This is a genomic window from Streptomyces sp. UC4497 (assembly GCF_054871485.1).
Genome location: NZ_JBTYHB010000021.1, coordinates 39244 through 54629 on the forward strand (window position 1 = coordinate 39244; position 15386 = coordinate 54629).

Below are 15386 nucleotides of genomic sequence, written 5' to 3' on the forward strand. Positions count from 1 at the left end.
TGTCGAAGACAAACAGGATGCGGTCGTCGCTCAGATACTTGATGGTGCATCCACAGCTGCGCGTGCCAGCACCGTCATTACGCGTCCTGGTTCACCTGCGTGAGGTGGGCGTCCATCGCGGCGCACATCTCCCCCAGCAACTCCCCGAACTGATCGAGGAGTTCGGGCGGGTAGCGGCCGATGATGGTGTCCATGGGTGCCGCCAGGGGACGGAAGAATTCGTCGGCGCGCTCCTGGATGTGCCGACTGCTGCGCAGGGTGACCACGCGGCGGTCGCTGTGCTCGCGGCTGCGGACGATGTGTCCTGCATCCTCGAGGCGGTTGAGGAGGGAGGTCGTCGCCCCGGACGAGAGCAGGATGCGTTTACTGAGGCGGGCCGGGGAGATCGGGGCGCCGCGCTCCTCGGCCGCGATGATCTCCAAGAGTGCGGCCGCGTCCGTGGAGTACAGGCCGAGGTGGGCGGCGAAGCTGCGGCTGAGTTCCGCGTAGTGGCCGCCGTAGACCCTCAGGGATTCCACCAGCGCCTCGCGCCGCGCCGCCACCTCGTCGAGCGCCGACTCCTCCATCACGAACGGGCCGTCCTTCCCTGCGTCTGCGTCACCATCGCCGGACCTGCACTCACAGATCGCCTCGGACAATTTACCCATACCCCATGGTGTGGCGCTGATCGCCGTGGACACGACGATCGTCTTCGGTGCCACCAGCGTGCTCGCCGGTCTTGCGCCGACCGGGAGCGAGACGGCCGAGACCGACACGGAACCGGCCCTGCCTTGACCGACGATCCGTACGCTCGCCGACCCACCACCCCGTCAACCGAACAGCGCAGACCCGACCGACCCCCGGCATGTCCTCAACTGGAGCGGACACCCGTCAAGTTGGAACGGCCGCCCCCGATCATGGCGATCGGTGGCGGCCGTCGAGCGCGAGGACGGACGGCTCCCCCACCGCCTCCTCGCGCGGGTGCCCTCTGCGACAGCGGGGAGCGGGAGTCCCCCGCTCGTAGTCGCGCGGATGGGCGGGGATGCTGGATCCGCGCTGATTCGATATGGCGCGGCTCCAGCGGGCCCGGATGGACTGGCGTCGACATCGGGGACAGGGAGCCGACAGGCAACGAACGCGTGAGACGAGGGTACTGCTCGTGTCGCCCGCACAACCAGGGCTCGGATACGACGCATTCCGTTGGCATGCAACGGCCCGGACATGACACCGGGGCCGGCGGAGACGTTCTCCACCGGCCCCGGTTTGGCGCAGGGCGCGCCCGGCGTACCGACAATCACGCAGGGTGCAGCTCAGACAGGGTTCAGCTCAGAAGTAGTGCTTGCGCCCGCCGACCGCGCGCCCCGTCGAACCGGCGATCCACAGAACCGCGCCGACCACTACGAGCACACTGCCGACGATCGTGAGCAGCGAAATACCGACCAGCAGGCCGATGATGAGCAGGATGGCTCCGAGGACAATCATTTTCGGGCTCCGATCTCAAGGGCTCTTCGGTGCGTACGGGATCCTCGTCCCACAGGATCCGCCGCACCCGGTCCCTGCCCGTCCGTGTGTTCCGGGCCGGGGTGGCAATCCCAGCCGACCGCGCGTTCGGCCGCTGCTGGATTCCCTCGTGCCCGCTCCGAGTGCCCCGCCATCCGCCGTCCATGCGTCAACAAACCACGAGCCGAGGCCAGTTGTCGTGAATCGGGTGCCGATCCTGCCGCGACGGCGTTGCTGTCGGCGGCGCATCGGTCCGGCCCGACCGCCGCTCGGCCGGATGCGTCGATGCATCGCCTCCCGATCCGGGGGCATTCGGTGGGACATGGCCACTCGATGGGCACCACCACGCGGCCGCGGGCAAGCGCGCCGCGCGGCGAACAGCAACGCGGTCGCGGCAGGAGCCCGTGCGGGCTTCGTCGCTCGGGGAGTCCTCTACGTCCTGATCGGCGTCCTGGCCCTGCGGATCGCCTTCTCCGACGGCGGAGGCGATCAGGCGGACCGGGGCGGCGCGGTCACCGAGATCTCCCAAAAGCCCTTCGGTACCGCCCTGTTGTGGATCCTCGGCATCGCCCTGGCGGGGATGGCGCTGTGGCGGCTGTCCGAGGCGGCGTTCGGTCAGGCTGGACCTGACGGCCGTAAGGCGAGCAAGCGGGCGATGTCCGCGGCCCGTTGCGTGTTCTACGGATTCGTCTCGTATTCCGTGCTCAGCTACGCGGCCGGGAACGAGGGCAGCGGCAGTGGCAGCTCGGACAAGAACTCGCAGGATGTCACGGCCAAGGCCCTTGAGTGGCCCGGCGGCCGGTGGATCGTGGGGGTCGCCGGTGCCGCGCTGGTCGTGATCGGCCTGTCGCTCGCCGTCAGGGCCCTGCTGCGCAAGTTCCGCAAGCATCTGAAGATGTCCCAGATGTCGAGGCGGCCCCGGCAGGCGGTCGAGGCGGCCGGGGTCCTCGGTGGCACGGCACGCGGCGCGGTCTTCTGTGTCGCCGGTGCCTTCGCCATCACCGCGGCCGTCCGGCACGAGCCCGGCAAGGCCAAGGGCGTGGACGACACCCTGCGCGCCTTCACCGACACTCCCGCCGGACCCTGGCTGCTGGCATTGATCGCGCTCGGCCTCATGGCCTTCGGCGCGTTCTCCTGGGCGAACGCCCGGTGGCGCAAGGTCTGAACTCCGTGGAGGCGAACCGCACTTCACGTACGACTGCGCCAGCCGGAGTTGGGCCGCCCCCGAGCCGTTCCGCAAGGGCCGCCCAACCCGCTTCCCGCGGCGGACCGCCTCGTCCCCGCGACCGCTCAGACGGTGAACTCCCGGATCACGGTGTTCCTGAAGACCGCCTTGCCGTCGATCGTGAACAGCGCGAGCCGGGTGTCCGCGAGGTAGGGGAACGCCTCCATCGAGTGGGTGTGCCGGCCGTCGTCGAAGAACACCTCGACCGAGGTGCGGTCGACCAGGACGCGCAGCGTGACCTTGCGGGCCGATGCGTCGAAGGGGCTCTTGCTCTCCTGCCACTTGCCGGAGGTGTCGGGGTTGGCGGCGCCCCGGCGGTTCACGAAGGCGTAGTCCCCGTACACGCCCGCGTCGATGTGCCGGCTGCCGTCGGCGGACCTGCGCAACTGGACGCCCGCGCCGGTCATCTGGTCCCACGTGATCTCGGTGGACAGTTCGTACGCCGTACCCGTGTAGTCGAGGACCAGTTGGCCGTCGACGGTCACGTCGCCGAGGTCGACGGTCCGTGAGACATGCTGGTCCAGGGCCCGCACGGGGCGGGACGCCAGGTAGTGGGTGCCGGACGCGGCGCGTTGCAGGGTGATCTCGCGGACGATCGAGTCCGTGCCGTTGAAGCCGTCGGCGTCGATGGTCGGGGTGGTGTTGGGGTAGTCCCAGTTGTTGAGCCAGCCGATGGCGTAGCGGACGGCCGGGTCGACGGCGCCGTTCGCGGCGTGCTTCTCGAAGGTGACGGCGCCGTACCAGTCGAAGCCGTGGTCCAGCCACTGCGGGTCCGGCGCGTCGGGCGTGAACGTGGTGCCGTCGAACGCGCCCGTCCAGTACGCGTAGGTGTTGGGCAGGCCGGACGCCTTGCCGTTGGCGCTGACCCCGAGCACCCACTTCGCGGTGCCTGCGGCCGTGGTGATGCGGAACAGGTCGGGGCACTCCAGGACGCCGATGCCCTCCTTCACGAAGTCGCCGACGTGCTTCCAGTCCTTGAGGTTCGCGGAGTGGTAGAAGCCGACCTTGGCGCCCTCGGCGAGCACCATCACCCAGCGGTCGCGCTCCTCGTCCCGGATCACCTTGGGGTCGCGGAAGTCCTGCACGCCCGGGTTGGGGACGGCGGGATCGGTGCCGTGGTTCTTGAAGGTGCGGCCCTTGTCGGTGGAGTACCACAGGTACTGGGCCTGGCCGTTGGTGGTGGTCCCGTCCGGCTGCATGGTGGCAAGGACGACGACCGCGCCGGCGCCGAAGCCCGCGGTGTTGTCCGTGTCCACCACCGCGGAGCCGGACCAGACGTCGCCGTTGGAGGTGGTGTCCTTGGGGATCGCGATGCCCCGGTCCTTGAAGGAGACCAGGTCGGTGCTGGTGGCCAGGCGCCAGGCCGTGCCGGTGGTCGTGCCACCGGCCAGATAGTCGGCGTTGTAGAGGTAGTAGTAGTGGTACTCGCCGTCGATCCAGATCGGCTTCTGCGGGTCGTTCTTCCACTGGTCGGGGACCGTGAAGTGGTACTCGGCCCGGTAACTCGCGCTCCGCTTACCGGACTTGGCACTCAGGGCGGCCGCCGATCCCGCGGGTATCGCGGCCAGCGCCGCGCCCACGGCTCCGGCCCGGATCAGCGTCCTTCTGGTCATGTCTCGCATCGTCAATCGTCCCTTTCGTGACACTGGCGGCTCATGGCGGGACCACGCCGTGCGGCGCCGGTCCACGCTGGGTCAGGACTGTAGACCTAACTCGTTAAAGGTCAAGCTCGGCACAGGGGTTGACACCGGCGTAACAGGGTTCTCATCATCTGGTTCACGGAAAACAACTAACACGAGTTAGGCCCTCCGATGACCGACTCGCCCCACCCTCCCGACCGCACCTTCCCCCGTCGCACCCTGCTGCGCTACGGCAGCTACGGAGCCGGCGCCGCCGCGCTCGCCGGCACGGCCGCCAGCTGGGACCGGCTCACCGGCGCCGACATCCCCGGCCGGGACGGCGACTCGCTGGTCGTCGCCACGCTCGGCTCCACCTTCGACCCGGCGGCGCAGCGCGCCCTGCGCGAGGGCTTCCGGAAGCTGCACCCAGACATCAAGCTGCGCCTGCTGCCGATCCAGGCCACCGACTGGTCGGACTTCTTCGCCAAGATCCTCACCCAGATCGCCGCGGGCACCGAACCCGACCTCGTCTATGTCGCCACCGAGGGCGTGCAGCTCTTCGCCCAGCGGCTCGGCGTCCCGCTCGACGGCCTGGTGCGGCGCGACGCGGACGAGTTGCGCGAGTACTTCGCGGACGTCCACCCGTCCCTCGTCGAGTCGATGATGTACGAGGGGAGCCTTTATCAGCTCCCCTTCGAGTTCAACGCGGCCGACATGTATCTCAACAGCGAGGTCCTGAAGAAGGCGGGCGCCGAGCTGCCGCCGCCCGACTGGACCCGCGACGACTTCACGGCGCTGCTGCGGGACATGAAGCGCACCGGCGGCTCGCACTTCACGCCGTACTTCTGGACGAACCGGCTGTGGGGCGGAGTCGTCCCCTGGCTGTTCGCCAACGACACGAACATCCTCGCCGAGTCCAAGGCGCCCGGCGGCGACTGGCTCTGGGAAGGCTTCTATCCGGCGGCCCAACGCCGGGGCCGCGGCGGCGGTTTCCGCTGGCGCACCCCGCAGGCCACCCATGAACGCGTGGAGGAGGTCTACGACCATCTGGCCTCGCTCATCCAGGACCGGCTCTGCTCACGCCCGGAGGGCGGCAACGGCGACAACCTGGTCGGTGTCTTCTCCACCGGCCGCGTCGGTGTCACCCCGGCGGGCGGCTTCTGGGCGGGCGGACTGCACGACGCGGGCATGCGGCGCACGGAGTACGACGTGCAGTACTTCCCCCGCTGGCGCACCCAGCGCCACCAGTTCGGCGCCGCCGGCTTCGCGCTCCTGCGCACGTCGAAGAAGCAGGACGCGGCCTGGGAGTTCATCAAGTACTCCGTGCGCAAGGACGTCCTCGCCGAGCTCTTCGTGGCCAACCAGACGACCCCGGCCCGTCGTTCGATGGTCCAGGCGGCCCGCTACGCGAAGACGGGGCCGACGAACTGGCAGGTCTTCTACGACACCCTCGACAAGTTCCCCACCACAGGGCCGATCCCGGCACCTCCCCAGGTCGCCGAGGTCGAGCAGCTCCTCCTCAAGCACACCGGCACCGCGCTCGCCGATCCGCGCGGGGTGCGTCCCGCACTGCGGCGGCTGCAGGGCGATCTGGAGAAGGCCATGGAGCGTGACGCATGACAACCACCCAGCACAGGGCAGAGGTCAGGGCCGCCGTCGGGAAGCCGGAGCCCCGGCCCACCGCCCGGGAGCGTGGAACACGCCTCCTGGCCGCGCTCTTCCTCGCGCCGACCGTCATCGGCGTCCTCGTCTTCACCGTCGTGCCGATCGTCGGGTCCGTCGTCCTGAGCTTCTTCCACTGGAACGTCATCGACCCGCCGACGTTCGCCGGGACCGACAACTACCGCGAGGCCTTCACGGACGACACGGTTCGCGTCTCCTTCGCCAACACCCTCCTCTTCATGTTCTTCGCGGTCGCCCTGCAGATGCTGCTCGCGCTCGTCCTCGCGCTGACGCTCAACAACCGGCTGCCCGGCTGGCTGCGTTCGACGTTCCGCTCGGCGTTCTTCTTCCCGCTCGTGCTGTCCGCGGCATCCATCTCGGTGGTCATGAAGTACCTCTTCAACCAGGAGTTCGGGGTGATCAACTGGCTGCTGGGCCATGTCGGCATCGACCCGATCCCCTGGCTGACCTCCGAGAACTCCGCGATGGCGGCGGTCGTCCTGGTCTACGTCTGGCAGCAGTTCGGCTTCTCCTTCCTCCTGTTCATCGGGGGACTCAACAACATCCCCAAGGAGATCCACGAGGCCGCGTCGCTGGACGGGGCCACCGGCATCCGCAAGCACCTCGCCGTCACCCTGCCGCTGCTCTCGCCCACCCTCCTCGTCGCTTCGGTGGTGGGCATCATCAACGCCCTTCAGGTCTTCGAGCAGCCGTACGTCCTGACCGACGGCGGGCCCGGCGACTCCACCCGCACCGTCGTGATGGTCATCTACCAGAGCGCCTTCGAGCAGCTGCGGTTCGGCGAGGCCTCGGCGGTCGGCGTGCTGCTCTTCGCCTTGATCCTCGCGGTCACGGCACTCCAGTTCCGGCTCAGCCGGCGATTCGTCCACTACCAGTGAGCCCGGTGATCCCTGTGAACCGTATGAAGTACGGACTGTCCTCCTGGGCGCGGATCACCGGTCTGACCGTGGTCGCGCTGCTCACCCTCGGCCCGGTGATCTGGACCGTGTCCACCTCGCTGCGGACCCCCGCCGAGTCCTTCGACCTGCCGCCGCAGCTCATTCCGTCGGCGCCGACGACCGAGGCGTACCGTCAGGTCTTCGCGGAGATCGACGTATGGCTGTACGCGCTCAACTCGACCCTGGTGACCGCGCTGATCGCGGTGGGCCAGATGATCACCGCGGGGCTCGCCGGCTACGCGTTCGCGCGCCTCGAATTCCGGTTCAAGAAGCCGCTGTTCGGGCTCGTCCTCGCGACGATGATGGTGCCCTTGCAGGTGACGATCGTCCCGGTGTTCCTGGTCCTGAAGTCGATGGGCCTGACCGACACACTGCTCGGACTGATCATCCCCGCCTGGCCCACCGCGTTCGGGACGTTCCTGATGCGGCAGTACTTCCTCGGCATGCCCAAGGATCTCGGCGAGGCGGCGATGATCGACGGCGCGGGGCCCTGGCGGATCTTCCGCTCGGTGTACGCGCCACTGGCCGCGCCGGGCCTCGCCATCGTGGGGGTCCTCGCCTTCAACTACCACTGGAACGAGTTCTTCCGCCCGCTGATCCTGGAGACGTCGACCGAGAACTTCACGCTGCCGCTCGGCCTGGTCTCGCTCCAGGGCAACCTCGGCACCGGATCCGTGTCCGTGGTCCTCGCGGGCGTCGCGCTCTCCATGATCCCCGCCATCGCCGTCTTCGCCGTCGGCCAGCGCCCGCTGCGCGAGGGCATCACATCCGCTGGAGTGAACCGTTGAGCACGCCCCGCCTCAAGACCGACGACGTCCACGCCCCGCGCTTCCGGGTCAGACCACCCGCCAACTGGATCAACGACCCCAACGGTCCTTTCCGTTGGCGAGGCCGATACCACCTCTTCTACCAGCACAACCCCGACGCTCCCGTGCACACGAACATGCACTGGGGCCACGTCTCCAGCGCCGACCTCGCACACTGGGAGCATCACCCCATCGCGCTCACCCCGACACCGGGCGGCCCGGACGAGGGCGGCTGCTGGTCGGGCTGTGTGGTGGCCGACGCGGGCGTCCCCACCGCCGTCTACACCGGCATCGACCACGCACACACCGGGATCGGCACCATCTGCCTGGCCCAGGCGTCCCCCGAATCCCCGGAGTTGACGACCTGGCACACGCTGCCCGAGCCGGTCGTCTCCGGACCGCCACCGGGCCTCGACGTGACGATGTTCCGCGACCCGTTCGTCTTCCGGCACGGCGGGCGCCGCTGGGCCCTGGTCGGCGCGGGTCACGCCGACGGCACACCATCGGTCCTCCTGTACGACTGCGACGACCTCACGTCCTGGCGCTTCGCCGGAGTGCTGGTGGACGGGCACGATCCGGTGGCGCAGAAGGCGTTCGGCACCGGCGCGGTGGGCTGGGAGTGCCCTCAGCTGTTCGAGGGGGACGGCGGCGACTGGACGCTGGCGGTGTCGCTGTGGGACGGCTCTCCGGTGTCGACCGGATACCTGACAGGCCGTCTCATCACGTCGAGCAACGGCGACTTGACCGGTTTCACGCCTCACGTCGGCGGTCCGCTCGATCTGGGCAGGGACTGCTACGCACCGGCCGTGCTGCACGACTCCGCAGCGGGCCGGAATCTGCTGTGGGGCTGGTCCTGGGAGGCGCGGGGGCAGCGGGAGGTCGACGATGCCGGCTGGTCCGGCGTTCTGACGGCGCCGCGGGTCGTCAGAACGCACCCCGACGGCACGGTACGCGTCAGCCCGGCACCGGAGCTCCAACTCCTGCGCGCGCAGACGCCGTTCGTGACGGAGCAGGCCAGCCGGGCGCCACTCCCCCTCGCGTACGACATCGAGGTCACCGCCGTCGCACCCACCACGGTCACCCTTCTGCGGGCCGCGTCGGGCGCGGAGCTGACGCTGTCGCTCGCCCCGGCGGCGGGCACGGCGACGCTGGACCGCGCCGGATGGCCCCGCGAACGGCCCGGCGGCGCGGCACCGATCACGCTGAAGTCAACTCCCGCCCCAACCAACGGGCTTGCCGTCCGCATCCTGGTCGACGGCTCCTTGCTCGAGCTCTTCGTGGCGGACCGCGCGGTGGCGACAGAACGTATCTACAGGCGCCCGGACGACGTCGCCGAGCTGACGGTCACCGGAGAAGGCGCGCGGGTCACCGGCTGGGAAGTGTCACCGCCGGGGCACGAGTGAGCCGACCTCGGCAGAGCGCGCCCCGCACACGGGCCGCACCCCGCACCCTCACGAACGAGGCGGCCCCACCGAGTCACGCACCACCACGGGACACTCCAGTCGCCGGACCTCCACGGCAGGTGGCGTGGCGTTCTCGATGGCGTCAAGAAGCAGCCCCGTCGCCACCTCCCCCATGGCACGGTGCGGCAACGCGACGGTGGTCAGCGGCGGGTCCAGGAACTCCGCCATGTGCTCCTGATCGTCGTAGCCGACCAGCGAGAGGTCACCGGGGACGTCGATGCCGAGCCGGGCCGCGGCGTGCAGGACGCCCGCCGCGACCCGGTCGTTGTAGCAGACGATGCCCGTGGGGCGCCGCTCGGCGGGCACACCGTCCAGCAGGCGCATCGCTCCCGCGTAGCCGGCGGAGATCTCGCCTCCGCCGCGCACGATCCGGTCCTCGCCCGCGCGCTCCCCCACCGTCCGCAGCGCGTCCCGGAAACCACGCAGGCGCTCCGCCGAGGCGATGTCGTCGAGCCCGCCGACCAGGGCGACTCTGCGATGCCCCGCGTCGAGGAGGAGCTTGGCCGCCGCCCGGCCGCCGGACCGCTCGGCGGGGATCACCGCGGCCAGCGAGCCGTCGCCGGGAAGGCAGTTGGCGAGCACCGCGAAGGTGCGCTTCAGGCCCGCGGGGACACGGGCGGAGCGCAGGGACATGGCGGCGTAGATGATGCCGTCCACCCGCCGGTCCAGGAGTTCGGCGACGGCCGCATCCTCCTTGGCGGGGTCGCCGGTGGAGTCGACGGTGAGCACCAGGTGTTCACGGTTCCAGGCGGTCTCCATCGCGCCGCGCAGCAGCGCCCCGGCGAACGGCGACGAGGCGATGTGGTCGGTGACCAGGCCGATCACGGCCGTCCGACGGCGGCGCAGACCGCGGGCGACGGCGTTGGGCCGGTAGCCGAGTTGCTCGGCGGCCTTGCGGATGCGCGCCTGGGTGGCGGGCGAGAGATTGCCTTCGGCCCGGCCGTTGAAGACGAAGGAGACGGCGGTGTGCGAGACACCGGCGAGACGCGCGACGTCCTTCGACGTCGGCCGCTCGGGCCTGCCCAGGCTGTCGGCGTTCTCGATGTTCCCCGCCCCCTTCGATGCCGCACGCGTGACCTGCCTTGATCCAGGTCACCCTAGCCGCGCCCCCTGCGTCCCGACACGGCCACATGCTCCAGCGATACTGGCGGTGCCGATCGTTGCCCGCAGCCACCCACCGATCCACCCACCAGGAGAAGACACGACGTGAGCCGCCCCACCGCCCTCGATGTCGCCGAGCTCGCCGGGGTGTCACGCGCCGCCGTGTCGTTCGTCTTCAGCGGCCGCGCCGAAGGCAATCTCTCCGCCAAGACCCAGGCGCGGATCAGGAAGGCCGCCGATCAGCTCGGTTACCGCCCCGACGAGGTGGCGCGCTCGCTGCGCAGGCAGCGCAGCGCGGTGATCGGACTGCTCAGCGACGAGATCGCGACGAGCCCGTTCGCCGGCCGTCTGGTGCTGGGCGCGATGGAGGCGGCCCGTGAGCGCGGGCACCAGGTACTGCTCCTGGAGTCCCGCCTCGACCGGGCCGCCGAGGCCGAGGCGGTCGCCGAGCTGCGGGCCCGCCGGGTGGACGGGATCGTGTACGCGGCGATGTCCATGCGCCGCACCGCCGTACCCGACGGCATCGACCCGTCCCGGGCGGTGCTCGCCAACTGCCTTCCGCGCAAGCCCGGTTCGTACGCCTCGGTGGTGCCGGACGAGCGCAGGGGCGGCCGTTCCGCGGTGAACGTGCTCATCGAGGCGGGACACCGCGACATCGCGCTGCTCGGCGGCGCGACCGGTGACATCGCCGCGTCGGACCGGGCGCGCGGCTTCCGCGACGGGCTGCGGGCCGCCGGGATCACCGCCCGCGAGGAGTGGGTGCTCCGCGCGGGCTGGCAGATCGACGAGGGGTACGCGGCGGCGCTGCGGGTGCTCGACCGTCCCGCCCGGCCGACGGGCCTGGTCTGCGCGAACGACCGGATGGCCACGGGCGCGCTGCTCGCCGCGGCCCGCCTGGGCATCGACGTACCCACCGAACTGTCGGTGGTCGGCTACGACGACCAGGACCAGATGGCCGGCCACCTGGTCCCCGCCCTGACGACCATCGCGCTCCCGCACCACGAGATGGGCGCGACCGCGGTCCGCATGCTGCTCGACGCCTCCGAAGCGGACGAGCCAGTGGACCGGGAGACCGCGCGCCGCCTGACGTGCCCTGTGGTCACCCGGGACTCGGTTTGCCCGCCGGCGGCCCGCTGAGACTCAGCAGTGCGCTCCGGTGCCAGTCAGCATCTCTCTCGCGCTCGGCGGCTCGGCCCCCGCCCGTGAGCAGGTGATCGCCGCCGCGCGGGCGGCGAAGGCGAGCACCTCCCGCCAGGTGTGGCCCGGGGCCGAGGCGAGGGCCCGCGCCGAAAGGAGGTCCCGCTCGGACAGCGCGTACAGCAGCGCGGCGTTCACGGTGTCGCCCGCGCCGATCGTGTCCACGACGTCGACACGCTCGCCGGGCACGGAGAACTCCCGGCCGTCCCGGGTGAAGACCGTCAGGCCGTCGCCGCCACGGGTGATCACGACGGCGGCCGGACCCGCCGCGAGCCACCCCTCGACATCGGGCCCCAGCCAGTCCGCGTCCTCCTCGCTCAGCTTCAGCAGCGAGACGTACGGCAGCCAGCTCTTGAAACGGGCCCGGTAGGCGTCCGCGTCCGGGATGAGGCCCGCCCTGATGTTCGGGTCGAGCGCGATGAAGATCCCGCGCCCCGCCTCACGCCGCATCAGCTCCTCGTACGCGCTCGCCCCCGGTTCGAGGATGAGCGAGCACGTCCCGAGCGACAACGCCCGTGTGTCGGCGGCCAGTTCACCCGGCAGCTCGAAGAGCCGGTCCGCGCTGCCCTCGACGTAGAAGCTGAACGCGGCCGAGCCGCCCGCGTCGATCGAGGCGAGGGCGAGCGTGGTCGGCTCGGGGCCGCGCTGGATGAGTCCGGTGCCCACCCGCTCGGCGCGCAGCCGCTCGACGAGCGAGGCGCCGAACGCGTCCGTCGAAATCCGCGAGCAGAAGGAGACCCCCGCCCCGAGCCGCCCGAGCGCGATGGCCGTGTTGTACGGGCCACCACCGCGCGCGGGCAGCAGGGACGCGGTCACGTCACCATGGGCCTGCGGCACCAGGTCGATCAATGCCTCACCGGCGACGACGATCACAGGGGTGTTCCTTTCGCGAAACTGCTGGTGCTGAAACTGCTCGTGTTGAAGCTGCTTGGGCAGAGGGGGCCGGGCTCAGACCTTGGCCGGTTCGGGAGCCGGCTCCGTGGTGGCCATCGGCGCCACGGCCTCCGGCAACCCCTTCCCGTCGGTCCGCAGCGTGCGGACCGAGATCAGGGTGAACGCGGCGACGAAGCCCGACATGATCAGGTACGTGTGGGCGTAGCCGATGCTGTCGTAGCCGATGCCCGCGAGCGGGGAGATGACGGCCGCGCCGATCTGCGTCGCCAGCTGGAAGCCGACGAGGTAGATCGAGGACGAGAGCCGGGGCTCGAAGTGCCGGTTGATGTACTTGAAGATCGCGATCAGCATGATCGGCAGCTCGACCGCGTGCAGGAGCTTCACCGCGGAGATCGCGACCGGGTCGGTGACCAGGCCGGACAGGCAGATCCGGGTCGCCATGATGCAGCCGGAGACGAGCAGCGACCGCTTCGGCCCGAGCCGGTTGACCAGGAACGGCGCGAGCGCCATGCCGCCTGCCTCCAGGAAGACCTGGACGGAGTTGAGGTCGCTGTACATGCGGTTGCCGTCGGCGGTGGTGGAGAAGAGCGAGGCGAAGTACGAGGGGAACATCGCGTCGTACGTGTTGTACGTCGCCGTCACCGCGACCACGAAGAGCAGCAGCCCCCAGAACGCCGGGTACGCGAGGAGCGACTTCACGTCGGCGACCGAGACGGACGAGGCGGCATGGTCGACGGCGGCGGCCCGGCGGCCGTTCGTCACGCGGATCGCCACCAGGAGCACGAGGAAGACGGCGGCGGAGGCGGAGGCGGCCCAGAAATTCAGGTCGGGGTCGATGTTGAAGAGGCGCCCCGCGAAGAAGGTCGCCGCGGCCCAGCCGAGCGATCCGAACATCCTGGCCCGGCCGAACTCGAAGCCGTGGAAGCGTCCCAGCCGCTCGGCGTAGCTCTCCAGCGTGGCGACGGCGACCGCGAACGCCATGGCCAGATAGGCGGAGCCGACGAGCAGGCCGATCGCGAAATGGGTCTTCAGGAGCGGTCCGTAGACATAGATGTACATCGGGCCGACGAGCAGCATCAGCCCGCCGATCCAGTACAGGAGGTTCTTGCGCAGGCCGAGGCGGTCCTGGATGAAGCCGTAGACCGGCATGGTCACCAGGCAGCCGATGGCGTTGGCGCTGACCACCAGGGAGCTGCGGCCAGCGCTCAGGCCGATGTCCTGGGTGAGCCAGATGGAGAACAGTGACCAGGACAGCGACCAGGTCACGAAGAACATGAAAAGTGCCGCGCTGATCAGGGTGAAGTTCAGGCCGCGCCTGCTTCGCCCCGGGGCGGTCGCGGCGGGGCTCTGAGCGGCTCGGCTCTCGGTCGCCGGGCTCTGGGTGGTCATGGGCGCTCCCTCGCGCTGGGCACTGCGGTGTCCCGCGCAGCGCCGACTCATGATGCCGGAACAGACTGTTCCGGTCCTTTCCTTACACGTGCTAGGGCGGGTCAACTATCACGTGTTAGGTTCCGGTTGGCAAGAGGCCGATTTCAAGAAAGTGACATCACCATGACTGAGGCAGACGACCGGAACATCCCGAGTCACCATGTACGTCCTGCCGCCGGGCAGTGGTGCAACGACCCCAACGGGCCGCTCTTCCACGCCGGCCGCTACCACCTCTTCTTCCAGCACAACCCCGGCGCCCCGATCTGGGGCGACATCCACTGGGGCCATGCGTCGAGCCCCGACCTGGTCACCTGGACCGACCACGGCATCGCGCTCGCACCCACCCCCGGCGGCCGGGACGCACGCGGTGCCTGGTCCGGCTGCGCGGTCGTCGACGACGGGGTGCCCACCGCCGTCTACACGGGCATGGACCGCGACGACGGCATCGGCTCGGTGATGCTGGCCCGCGCCACGGACGACCTCATCACCGAGCTGAAGGCCGAGCCCGAGCCGGTCGTCGCGGGACCGCCGCCCGGCCTCGACCTCGTCGCCTTCCGCGACCCGTACCTCTTCTCGTACCAAGGGCAACGCTGGGCCCTGATCGGCGCGGGACACCGGGCGAGCGGGGCCGGGGACGTGCTGCTCTACCGCGTGGACTCGCTCACCGAGTGGACCTACGCCGGTTCGCTCGTCGACGCCGCCGACCCGGTGGCGGGCCGGATCGCCGGCCCCGCCACGGCATGGGAGTGCCCGGCACTGCTGCCGACGGGCGACGGCCGCTGGGTGCTGCTCCTCTCGCTGTGGATCGACGACATCACGTACTCGACGTCGTATCTCGTCGGCGACCTGCGGGCGGCGGGCGACGGCCTGCGCTTCGTGCCCGCGACCGGCGGAATGCTCGACCACGGCAGGGACTTCTACGCCCCCACCACCCTGGTCGAGGACGACCGCACCCTGCTGTGGGGCTGGAGCTGGGAGTCACGCACCGAGGAGGAGTCCGTGGCCGCGGGCTGGGCGGGCTGCCTCACGCACCCGCGCGAGATCGGCGTACACCCGGACGGCACCCTGCGGCACGCCCCCGCCCGCGAGTTGACCGCGCTGCGCGGAACGCCGCTGCCCGTCGGCGCGGAGCTTCCCGCGGCGTACGAGATCGAACTCGACGTACGGGTCGACCGGCCCGACAGCGAGATCGTCCTGAGCCTCGGCGCGGCGGTGTCCCTCCGGGTGAACCCGACCCGCGGGACGCTCGTCCTGGACCGCACCGGCACTCCCGCGACGGCGTCGCACCCGCTGCCCCGGACGTCCGAGGCGATCGCGACCGTACCCGGCGGCACACGGTCCCACCTGCGGGTCCTGGTGGACGGCCCGCTGATCGAGGCGTTCGTCGACGAGCGGGCGATGCTCACGGAGAAGGTGTATCCCGCTCCCACGGGGCGCTACGAGGTGACGGTGGTCCGGGGGTCGGCGGAGGTGGAGACGCGGGCCTGGGAGTTCAGCAGTCGGCACTGACGTGTCCCGCAGGACATGGCGTGGGCGGGAAGCTCAGCCATGAG

Annotated in this window: 13 protein-coding genes; 7 read left to right on the forward strand and 6 right to left on the reverse strand. The window is 70.3% G+C overall.

Annotated features, from left to right (window positions below):
• Positions 1 to 77: 77 nt before the first annotated feature.
• Both ACYSUO_RS26370 and ACYSUO_RS26375 read right to left on the reverse strand, forming a co-directional pair.
• Complete coding sequence (locus ACYSUO_RS26370; RefSeq protein WP_461778816.1) at positions 78 to 566, reverse strand: MarR family winged helix-turn-helix transcriptional regulator; 489 nt, start codon at positions 564 to 566, stop codon at positions 78 to 80.
• A gap of 739 nt (positions 567 to 1305) precedes the next feature.
• Complete coding sequence (locus ACYSUO_RS26375) at positions 1306 to 1461, reverse strand: DUF6131 family protein (RefSeq protein ID WP_266723404.1); 156 nt, start codon at positions 1459 to 1461, stop codon at positions 1306 to 1308.
• Between the two features lie 340 nt (positions 1462 to 1801).
• Here ACYSUO_RS26375 and ACYSUO_RS26380 point away from each other — a divergent pair, with 340 nt between their 5' ends.
• Positions 1802 to 2644: a DUF1206 domain-containing protein gene (locus ACYSUO_RS26380; protein ID WP_461778722.1), complete on the forward strand. Its 843-nt coding sequence runs from the start codon at positions 1802 to 1804 to the stop codon at positions 2642 to 2644.
• 125 nt (positions 2645 to 2769) lie between these two features.
• On the opposite strand, the gene ACYSUO_RS26385 is transcribed toward ACYSUO_RS26380, so the two are convergent.
• The gene (locus tag ACYSUO_RS26385) at positions 2770 to 4326 is read right to left on the reverse strand and encodes a glycoside hydrolase family 32 protein (RefSeq protein ID WP_461778723.1); all 1557 of its coding nucleotides are present in this window, start codon (positions 4324 to 4326) and stop codon (positions 2770 to 2772) included.
• A gap of 189 nt (positions 4327 to 4515) precedes the next feature.
• Here ACYSUO_RS26385 and ACYSUO_RS26390 point away from each other — a divergent pair, with 189 nt between their 5' ends.
• The 4 genes from ACYSUO_RS26390 to ACYSUO_RS26405 are packed head-to-tail and all read left to right on the forward strand — an operon-like array spanning position 4516 to position 9153.
• Entirely contained in the window at positions 4516 to 5943 is a 1428-nt protein-coding gene (locus tag ACYSUO_RS26390; RefSeq protein WP_461778724.1) for an extracellular solute-binding protein, read from the forward strand.
• Positions 5940 to 6884, forward strand: coding sequence for a carbohydrate ABC transporter permease (locus tag ACYSUO_RS26395; RefSeq protein ID WP_461778725.1), 945 nt, complete (start codon positions 5940 to 5942; stop codon positions 6882 to 6884). Before ACYSUO_RS26390 ends, ACYSUO_RS26395 begins: the two co-directional genes overlap by 4 nt.
• A 23-nt stretch (positions 6885 to 6907) precedes the next feature.
• Positions 6908 to 7732, forward strand: coding sequence for a carbohydrate ABC transporter permease (locus ACYSUO_RS26400; RefSeq protein ID WP_403718528.1), 825 nt, complete (start codon positions 6908 to 6910; stop codon positions 7730 to 7732).
• The gene (locus ACYSUO_RS26405) at positions 7729 to 9153 is read left to right on the forward strand and encodes a glycoside hydrolase family 32 protein (protein WP_461778726.1); all 1425 of its coding nucleotides are present in this window, start codon (positions 7729 to 7731) and stop codon (positions 9151 to 9153) included. The genes ACYSUO_RS26400 and ACYSUO_RS26405 overlap by 4 nt, the downstream gene beginning before the upstream one ends.
• Positions 9154 to 9201: 48 nt before the next feature.
• Here ACYSUO_RS26405 and ACYSUO_RS26410 read toward each other — a convergent pair whose 3' ends face one another.
• Positions 9202 to 10257, reverse strand: a complete 1056-nt coding sequence (locus ACYSUO_RS26410) for a LacI family DNA-binding transcriptional regulator (RefSeq protein ID WP_461778817.1) — start codon at positions 10255 to 10257, stop codon at positions 9202 to 9204.
• A gap of 162 nt (positions 10258 to 10419) precedes the next feature.
• Here ACYSUO_RS26410 and ACYSUO_RS26415 point away from each other — a divergent pair, with 162 nt between their 5' ends.
• The gene (locus ACYSUO_RS26415) at positions 10420 to 11451 is read left to right on the forward strand and encodes a LacI family DNA-binding transcriptional regulator (protein ID WP_461778727.1); all 1032 of its coding nucleotides are present in this window, start codon (positions 10420 to 10422) and stop codon (positions 11449 to 11451) included.
• 3 nt (positions 11452 to 11454) lie between these two features.
• On the opposite strand, the gene ACYSUO_RS26420 is transcribed toward ACYSUO_RS26415, so the two are convergent.
• The gene (locus ACYSUO_RS26420) at positions 11455 to 12384 is read right to left on the reverse strand and encodes a carbohydrate kinase family protein (protein ID WP_461778728.1); all 930 of its coding nucleotides are present in this window, start codon (positions 12382 to 12384) and stop codon (positions 11455 to 11457) included.
• A gap of 75 nt (positions 12385 to 12459) precedes the next feature.
• The gene (locus ACYSUO_RS26425) at positions 12460 to 13794 is read right to left on the reverse strand and encodes an oligosaccharide MFS transporter (protein WP_461778729.1); all 1335 of its coding nucleotides are present in this window, start codon (positions 13792 to 13794) and stop codon (positions 12460 to 12462) included.
• A 162-nt stretch (positions 13795 to 13956) separates the two neighbouring features.
• Between ACYSUO_RS26425 and ACYSUO_RS26430 the strand changes: the two genes are divergently transcribed.
• Entirely contained in the window at positions 13957 to 15342 is a 1386-nt protein-coding gene (locus ACYSUO_RS26430; RefSeq protein ID WP_461778730.1) for a glycoside hydrolase family 32 protein, read from the forward strand.
• Positions 15343 to 15386 lie beyond the last annotated feature (44 nt).